General features: G+C 56.9%; 8 protein-coding genes. 5 read left to right on the top strand and 3 right to left on the bottom strand.

The features are described 5' to 3' along the window. Window positions 1–22 precede the first annotated feature (22 nt). On the bottom strand, window positions 23–628 hold the full coding sequence (locus K4G67_RS17085; protein ID WP_239807450.1) for a hypothetical protein: 606 nt from the start codon (window positions 626–628) through the stop codon (window positions 23–25). A gap of 539 nt (window positions 629–1167) precedes the next feature. Between K4G67_RS17085 and K4G67_RS17080 the strand changes: the two genes are divergently transcribed. Both K4G67_RS17080 and K4G67_RS17075 read left to right on the top strand, forming a co-directional pair. Beyond that, window positions 1168–1464: a DUF6471 domain-containing protein gene (locus tag K4G67_RS17080; protein ID WP_239807449.1), complete on the top strand. Its 297-nt coding sequence runs from the start codon at window positions 1168–1170 to the stop codon at window positions 1462–1464. Then, complete coding sequence (locus K4G67_RS17075) at window positions 1457–4546, top strand: Eco57I restriction-modification methylase domain-containing protein (RefSeq protein WP_239807448.1); 3090 nt, start codon at window positions 1457–1459, stop codon at window positions 4544–4546. The genes K4G67_RS17080 and K4G67_RS17075 overlap by 8 nt, the downstream gene beginning before the upstream one ends. A gap of 7 nt (window positions 4547–4553) precedes the next feature. Here K4G67_RS17075 and K4G67_RS17070 read toward each other — a convergent pair whose 3' ends face one another. Further along, on the bottom strand, window positions 4554–5390 hold the full coding sequence (locus tag K4G67_RS17070; protein ID WP_239807447.1) for a DUF5131 family protein: 837 nt from the start codon (window positions 5388–5390) through the stop codon (window positions 4554–4556). 58 nt (window positions 5391–5448) lie between these two features. On the opposite strand from K4G67_RS17070, the gene K4G67_RS17065 reads away from it, so the two are divergent. From K4G67_RS17065 to K4G67_RS17055, 3 genes are all read left to right on the top strand, one after another. Continuing rightward, window positions 5449–6834 carry a three-Cys-motif partner protein TcmP gene (locus K4G67_RS17065; RefSeq protein WP_239807446.1) on the top strand — a complete coding sequence of 462 codons (1386 nt, stop codon included), beginning with the start codon at window positions 5449–5451 and terminating at the stop codon, window positions 6832–6834. A 532-nt stretch (window positions 6835–7366) separates the two neighbouring features. Beyond that, the gene (locus K4G67_RS17060; RefSeq protein WP_239807445.1) at window positions 7367–7519 is read left to right on the top strand and encodes a hypothetical protein; all 153 of its coding nucleotides are present in this window, start codon (window positions 7367–7369) and stop codon (window positions 7517–7519) included. A gap of 57 nt (window positions 7520–7576) precedes the next feature. Further along, on the top strand, window positions 7577–8008 hold the full coding sequence (locus K4G67_RS17055) for a Ros/MucR family transcriptional regulator (protein ID WP_239807444.1): 432 nt from the start codon (window positions 7577–7579) through the stop codon (window positions 8006–8008). Between the two features lie 4 nt (window positions 8009–8012). On the opposite strand, the gene K4G67_RS17050 is transcribed toward K4G67_RS17055, so the two are convergent. Beyond that, entirely contained in the window at window positions 8013–8273 is a 261-nt protein-coding gene (locus K4G67_RS17050) for a site-specific integrase (protein WP_239807443.1), read from the bottom strand. Window positions 8274–8360 lie beyond the last annotated feature (87 nt).

The raw sequence follows: 8360 nt of genomic DNA, 5'->3' as shown, positions 1-8360 counted from the left end.
CGCCGGCGTGCACCTTGGTCAATCAGGCACTGCCACATCGCCGGTGGACCAACACGAAGCGACCAGCCTCATGAATAGGACGGGCTAGACCGGCCCTCCCGGGGCCATAGATCGCACTCACGAACTGACTGTGCCCAGTTATTTCCACAATTGACTGTGAGGGTTCGCCGACGCGTTCCGCTTGACCGACCGACCCATCCTCATTTTTCCAGCCCGCTTGGTAACCCCAGCGGACGATGGAAGCGATTAATTCGATCAAGGCGCTATGAACATCGACCAGCTTCTCCTTGGCGACGCGCGCGCCGCCAATTTCAACACATCCTGTTCGCGAACGCTCTGCGATCGATATCAGATCTCCAAGATGGGTAAGGTGATGCTCAATGTGCGAGGCATCGCCACAATCCCCTGTAATAAAGTCCAGCACGGATCGCGCTTCCGCATCGTCAGAGAACACAATTGAGTGGGCTAGAAGAAGCACGCGCTTTGTGAGGGCAAGCATTAGAGGAATGTTTGCCGGGTAACTGACGCCAGCCCCAAGCAGCCAAGACTGCTTGGGACTATTGAGATGCTTCTCAAATTGCTCTGCAATGTCTGCTGCTTCCAAAATTTCGCCGTCCCCGATTTTCACTAAATCTAGCCGCCCCGCATGGCCATATTCACTCCTATCACGCCAATAACGCTACTCGCAATTTTTCTCTTATTGAGGCAAATACGGCAACTCACCAAAGGGATTGCCGATTTCCTGCATGGATGATCGGCAGATAACGATGAACTGTCATGTGGTCGCGAAGGACGGCTGTGTAGGCGTAGGCAGTCTGGTCCATCGTTACGAATGGCAGCTTTGCCTATTCCCTCAGGAACCGGGTAGGCAGGACTCGGCGCCATTCATGCCGTTCGCCGCGCCCATCGCATAGGACCGCTTCGGGAGCGGAATGGACAGTGGGATTCCGGACGCAATAGGGGCAAAGCAGACGTAACTGGGGAGAAGCAAAGAAATCCTGCACCATGGATATTGATGGTTTATACCATCATATATGCCAATCTGACCCATCCGGTCTAGGTATGTATAATCACATATGGATGTATCTGCCGCCAGAATCACTGGCAGAAGGCTTTGCCGTCGGTTGTGCCGGTCCTAGAAGGTAGTGAATCTGGAGTTGAGTCACGATGCCGACGGACGAGAAAATCTGGGAAGACCTCGCCAAAAACGTTCTGCGTGCCGCGATGATGCAGCGGGGCGTGTCCTACGCTGTTCTTGCCGAACGGCTCGAAACCATCGGCGTGCACGACAACGAGGTGAACTTGCGCAACAAGGTGGCTCGCGGGCGGTTCACGGCTGTCTTCCTGATGCAGTGCCTAAAGGCTCTGGATGCCGAATGGATACATATACCCGGATCGATCGAGGATGCCGCTGGCATGGGCGGCGCACAGTTACTGGCGAAGAAGGAGACTCCTGGTGCCTAGCCAGTTGAACCCGAAGTTCGAAGATTACACCGAGCAGGACACGGTCGATAAGCTGATCCTGCCCTGGCTCGCATCGCAGCACCACTTCCCGGACGCCTCCAGCCTGGACTACCAAGCCCAGCACACCCTACCGAATGGCGACGGGGGACATGGGCGATACGACGGGCTCTATCTCTCCGGCGGTTATCCCTACGTCGTGATGGAGGGGAAGCGCTACAGGCATGATCTGACGGACGACGACGTGGCCCAAGCGCGGAGCTATGCTACTTCCGATTTCTTTGACCGCCCCGTCCCGTTTCTCGTCGTTTCGAACGGACGGGAGCATCGCTTCCTCCAGATCTCGACGACCATAAATCCGATCGATGGAAGGCCGATATACAACGACATTCCGGTCGTGGAATGGAAGCAGATCATCGCCGAAGTCCCCGGCGAAGTCCGCCAAATGCTTACCGAGGCCGATCTTCTAAGGCTGCTTAAGTCGTTCAAGACTGCTATTGCCAGTGATATTGCCGCCTTGTTCCGCGATCCGGCGACGTCAAAGTTCGATCTCAAGCAGCATTCGTTCGGCGACCATCTCGAGCGGATCATTCAAGCTCGCCGGACCTTTCTGGGCGAGACCGCCAAGGGAAGTACAGAAGCAGCAAGAACTCAGGAAGCGATACGGCAGGCGATCGAGGGTGTAGCACTGCACTTCACGATCAAGGTGCTTTTCATCAAGCTGATCGAGGACCTGGCGCGTGGGAGCGACAGCCAGAGGGTAATACACACGCTTTTCCCTCATCGCGAATACGACCAGATCGGCGGCCTCTTCGGATATAAGGTTCTGAACGGTTTGAACGCTGAGGATACAGCGATCGCTCTCAAGGTCTTCGCCCGCTCGAAGGCCTTCTACCGAAAGCTCGGCATGGACATTGCCAACGTGTCGTGGGCGGACATTTTCCGCTACGGCTTCTCAGTCAACATGAGCCGATATGGTCAGCTATTCCAGGCGCGTGACTATGACAGGTTCATGCCCTCCGATGCGACCCTCGAAATCATCCATGAAAAACTGATTTCGATCGATATCCGAACTGCGATTATCTATGGCTCGGCTTCCAAGCGCAGCAACGTGATCGGCGATCTCTACGAGAAGCTGATCGGTGATGAAATCCGTTCTGAGTTGGGGGCGGTCTACACCCCTGACGTGACAATGCGTTTCATGGTCCAGTTGGGAAGGCTCGCGCTGGGAAAGTTCCGCGGCCACAAGATCGTCGAACCTGCATGCGGATCCGGGCACTTCTTCCGGGAAATCTACCGTCGATACGTCGACGAGGTGATGGAAGAGCGCAAGGCCGCTTCATTCGTTGAGGATCCCCAACTCGCGCATGCCGAGGCGCTTACCCACGTCTACGGTCGTGACATCGACCCGTTCGCCGTCCAGCTCACGTTGCTGTCGACCTTCCTTGAGCACTTGAAAGACAACGTAGCACCGGGAGGCGAAGGGTCTGGCCGACAGGTATGGCGGGCCGACCTTTCGGTCGATACGCAGAATTCGCTTGATCCGATCACCGTCGATCCGAACGTGGGCTTCGACATCCATAAAACGTCCGATCTGGCATCCGCCAAGAATCTGAAGGAAAGCGCTCAACGTGCGATCGATCCCGATCTGATCATCGGCAACCCGCCCTATGGTGTGAAAGTACTCAAAGGGCCGGGCTACGATGCGATCTACGATTTGCAGAGCAAGGACAGCTACGGTTATTTCATTGCGAACGCACTGGCGAGGCTGCCCGAGGGGAAAAGGGTCATCTTCATAGTCAGTTCGTCTTTCCTGACCATTGGGAGTCACAGGAAGCTGAGAGAGACCATCCTCTCCCGATCCAAGATCATCAGGGTGATAAAACTGCACCGGGCCACCTTCCCTGGGATCGACACCTTTCCGGTGATCCTCGAATTGGAGCGGTGTGACGATCCGAAGGCCCGGGAGCAGAACTACTACCAGTTCTACGATTTCTGGCGCTTCCACCCCAAGACCAATGGATCGGAACTCGCTCGCGCATATGAAGCGATCCTGGCCGACCCCGATGCCCATAAAGCATGGCCTTTCGAAGACGAAATCGCCAAGCGGTACAAGGTACGGCAGGGCGTCATCCCGTCTTATCGCAACAAACCGATTTTCGAGGGCAGGCCCTCACTCTACGACTTCATGGCCGACATGACGATGGTGCCCATCGATCTAAGCCTTCCTCACGGGAAGGGACAGACGCTCTCCGTCAGGGCGCAGACCATAAGGACGAGAGCGGTCGTTCGCTTGGGCAAGATCGCTAGCGTGAAGATCGGGCTTCAGTCAGGGGCGAACACTCGGTTCTATCGCGTAGCGCCAGGTGCAACCGGTGGTGCGGCAGCTGGCGGCTATCAGGATGTCGATCTAGGCCGCGTTGTCGATGGGAAGGCGCTTGCAGGCCTCACCGATATAGAGAAAGCGCAGGGAATCCAGGTAAACGACCCAACTGCTGATCGTTACTGGGTTCCCCTCGACAAGTCAGGCGCGGCAGACATCGAAAACGGACTGCTGGCCGAATACTGGAGGCCGGTGGAGTTCTACGTGGACTGGTCCGAGAACGCGGTAAGCGAGATGAAAACGCTGAAAGGTGCGCGGTTCCAGAACTCGGAATCGTATTTCAGCACCGGCATCAGCTTCTCCAACACCGGGATCTACTCGCCGACCTATCGTCTCAGCCACGGCGGAGTATTCGACCAGAAGGGTTCGGTTATCCTGTGTGATGTCCTAGACCGCCGGGTGCTCCTCGGTATCCTCTCCTCATCGCTGCTGCGCTATTTCGCCAAGAGCTTCATCAATCACGGCGTGGACAGCCAGATCGACGATCTGCCGATCGTGATGCCTGATCCTTCCGAGGCGAAGAAGATTTCTGACCTCGTCGACGAGATCGTTGCCCAGCAACAGAAAAATCCCGCATACGACTTTCGCGCGAAGGCTGCCGAAATCGATGCCGTGGTCTACCAACTTTATGACATTGATGCCGACGAGCGTGCGGAAATCGAATGCTGGCGCCGTCGACACTATCCCAAGTTGCATCCGTGACTGCGAGCTATGCTGCTCGCGGCATTTCGTTCCAGAGTCGGTCGTCAAGAGTGCGGCCACCCGACTTCGGACGGATGCCACCCCACTGCTTGAAGAAGAAGGCGACGCCCTGGCGAACACACTCGTCGCGAACTTCCCGGACCCAATCGGCCTCCATCGGGCGGCAGCCAGGGCCGCTTTCCCCCCCGACGATGACCCAGTGAATCCCCTCGAGATCGAGAGGACCAGTGGGGCCGATCAGAGGTTCCACAGACAGGAAGCGGACGGCGGCCGGTGCCTGGCGGAGATGATCAATCCGGGACCGTGCTCCCGCGTGCTCGACTGAGACACCGAGCCAAATGTGATCCGGCGCCGCGCGGTCGGCATAACGCCGCCTCAGATATCTCCTCATCAGTGAGCTTCGCTTGGTGAGGATCTGATATCGGTGGTGGTCGGCCTGCTCCATAACATCGAAGACCTGATCGACGTATTCGGTTGGCACCTGTTTGTGGAACAGGTCGCTCATTGAATTCACGAAGATCGTCCTCGGGCGCTTCCAGCGGATCGGCTGGTCCAATTTGTGCGGCTTCAGCGTGATGTCGAATCCGTTCTCGAAAGGATGCCCGGGCACACCACGGAAGCGCTCGGCGAAACGCGCGGCGTAGCAGTTCTCGCAGCCGTCCGTGATCTTCGTGCACCCGGTGACCGGGTTCCACGTTGAGTCTGTCCATTCGATTGCACTGTTGTCAGCCATAATCACCTCGGAACATAATAGAAACAATGTCACGACGCGAATCACGAGGCAACCGAATGATGCCTCGTCGGAGAGAAAAGGCGGAAAAGTCAACGCTTGGGGGCTGGACAAAATCAGTCCTAGCGTCACATGATCTACGTTCCCGTCCCGTTCCGAGTGAGCCACAAGAATGTCCAAAAAGTACAATCCGGCGCAACTCGGCCTGGCCCTACCGGGATCGAGCCAGCTTGCTCGTCCACAACGTGTGATCGGGGCCAAGTACAAAACAGGGTACCACTGGGGACCCGGTAAGCCTCTGCCGGCGCTCGGACAACACAGCATCGCCAAGCACGACATATATGACAATTACGTCGACCGATACATCAGCACTCTTACGAAGAACCACGTGCAGTCTCAGTTGAAAGTTACGATTGTCGATGGCTTCTGCGGCGGTGGTCTTTACGATCTCGATGGCGCCACCATCTCCGGTTCACCCCTGCGACTTATCGAAGCGATCGAGGCCGCTAGGATGACGCTGACCGCCAGAAGGGAGGACTTCAATCTCGATGTCGACTTCGTCTTCATCGACGAGAAGGCCGCTCATGTCGCCTTCCTGCGCGACGAACTCATCAAGCGGGGCTACGGGAATCTCATCGGCAACAATATCAGACTAGTCGCTTCGACCTTCGAGGAAGCCATTCCGGACGTGATCACGGCGATAAGGAAGAAAGGGCGCGCCCATCGCTCGCTCTTCTTCCTCGACCAGTACGGCTGGAGTGACGTGAAGCTCGCCACCGTCAGGCGCATCATGGCAGAGCTGATCAATCCCGAGGTGGTCCTGACCTTCATGGTCGATTCTCTCATCAACCTCTTGCACGAGAAGACGTCGACCCTCAGCGCGCTGGCGGCAATCGACTATGCACGCGAGGATGTCCGGGCATTGCTCGAGATGAAGGATGAGAATGGGGCGAAGGGTTGGAAGCGGGCCATTCAGAACACGGTCTACAAGCATATCCTCGACTGTACCGGGGCAGCGTTCTACACTCCGTTCTTCGTCCATCCGCCGGAATCCCACCGGGACTACTGGCTCATCCATCTGTCCAAGCACCATCAGGCTCGCGAGGAGATGGGCAACGTGTTCTGGGAGACGAGCAACACGATGGAGCACTTCGGCAGTGCGGGCCTCAATGCCCTCGGCTTCGACCCCAACGTCGATGTTAGGCAAGGCATGATGGACTACATGTTTGACGACGACGCCGAAGCTCGCTCGAAATCGCAGCTCCTCGAGCAGATCCCACTGCTTTTGCAGGAGAGCTGGAAGAACGGAGGAATCGTCACGAAGCGATCGCTATTCGAATCGCGAGCTAACGATACGCCGGTGGTCGGAAAGCTCGTCGACAGTGGCCTAGCCAAGCTTCGGGACGAGGGCGAGGTTGTCATCCTCGGTAAAAAGCGTGACAAGAACGGAGAGTTGAAGACTGTAGTTCGGGAACGCGCCGATCAATTCCAGTGGGATGACGAGATCCAATTCCCGCGTGAGCCGCGATTGTTTTCTTTTTTCACCGACGCGGCATAGTCGCCAGCACTTTTGCATCTAAAAATCGGCAGTCTTTAGAGTGTCATAAAAAGAAATGTTACTTTTCCACGCAGACCAAAGTGTGGGTTGGGCTGCCCTTGCGGGCGACCCGCTCTATCCGCTGCGCGGACCGGGCCTGTAGTCCCGGCCCATTCGGGTGACGATCAGGAGCAGTTGTAAGTTGAGCGGGAGTTTCCGGAGGACGCGCTCTGTCCCGCGCATTCTGCGCTCCTGAGGGCGCGGCGTTTTTGAGCTAACCCGCAGGCACTCTTGCCTCTCTCATTGCCGGACACCCGCTGGCGCACTGATCGCGCGCACAGGACGTCCGGCGGCTTCGCGCCGTCGCAAGGGTACCATTGTTTGTACCGATCGCTGACGCGATCCTTGCGTGGGAACGCCAAGGGCTTCGCCCTCTCGTTCCCGAAACCGCAAACAGACGCCCCCGGGTGGCGGGCTTTGCCCGCTGGCCCGCACCAGGGCATCGGTTTGCGGTTTTCCCTCCCCCTCCCATCCTCGCCGGAAGGCAGGCGGCATGGCAGAGCCATGCTCGCCAGAGATAAAAGTAGTGCCGGAGATGGCGATGCTACTCATCGCCGCAGAAATAGCGCTATGGTTTTTTATCAGGAGCATCCCGATCCTGAATTGGCAAGAAACGCGCCTTGTTTATGTGCAGGGTGCGGCATAACTGCAATGGACTTCAATTAAATTGCAATCGCGGGATTGCTACAAAAGAGAGGGCCTAATGGAAGATACTGCGCTGGATAAAGAAACCCTGATCACATTGACTGCCGATATTGTGTCAGCACATGTCAGCAACAATAGCGTGGGTGTAGACGACGTCTCTGGCCTCATCTCGAACGTGCATGCCGCGCTTTCCCGTCTTGGCGGAGGCTTGTCGTCTGAAGCTCGCCCGGAGCCTGCGGTATCGGTGCGGGCTTCGTTGAAGAAAGATCATCTTGTTTGTCTGGACTGCGGCCAGAAAATGAAGATGCTGAAACGCCATTTATCTACCGAGCATAATCTTACGCCAGACGAGTATCGCCAGCGTTGGGATCTGTCCTCCGATTACCCTATGGTCGCTCCCGAATATGCTGAAACCCGCCGCGATCTTGCTGTGAAGATCGGCCTAGGTCGCAAGCCGGGCCAGAAGCGCGGGCGGAAGAAGAAGGCCTGAGCGCCTACTCCGTTAGTGACCTGAGCTTGGCATCCCACGCTTCTAGTGCGGTGCGCTTCTCTGCGTCGTACTTGTAGCGATTGTAGATACCGGCAACCCCTGCCCGCGTGCCACTGATGTGATTCAGCACGCTTTCCGTGACTTCCACCGGAACTCCGAGTGACTGGAGATTGGTGGCACCTGTCCGGCGAATATCGTGCAGGCGCCAGTTCGGAATATCGACCTGGTCGGAGTCGCCGCCATTCTCGATCTGCTTCGATTTCATATATGTGGACCGGCGTGCAAAAGGGACCCCGTTAGCGGGGTGATCGGCGTCTAAATGGGACCCCTCATTCTGGTGGTGTAGTTGACT

Origin of the sequence: Croceicoccus hydrothermalis, from assembly GCF_022378335.1 — a bacterium.
In the GTDB taxonomy this organism is placed as follows: domain Bacteria; phylum Pseudomonadota; class Alphaproteobacteria; order Sphingomonadales; family Sphingomonadaceae; genus Croceicoccus; species Croceicoccus hydrothermalis.
This window is presented reverse-complemented; position numbering and strand designations above follow the sequence as displayed.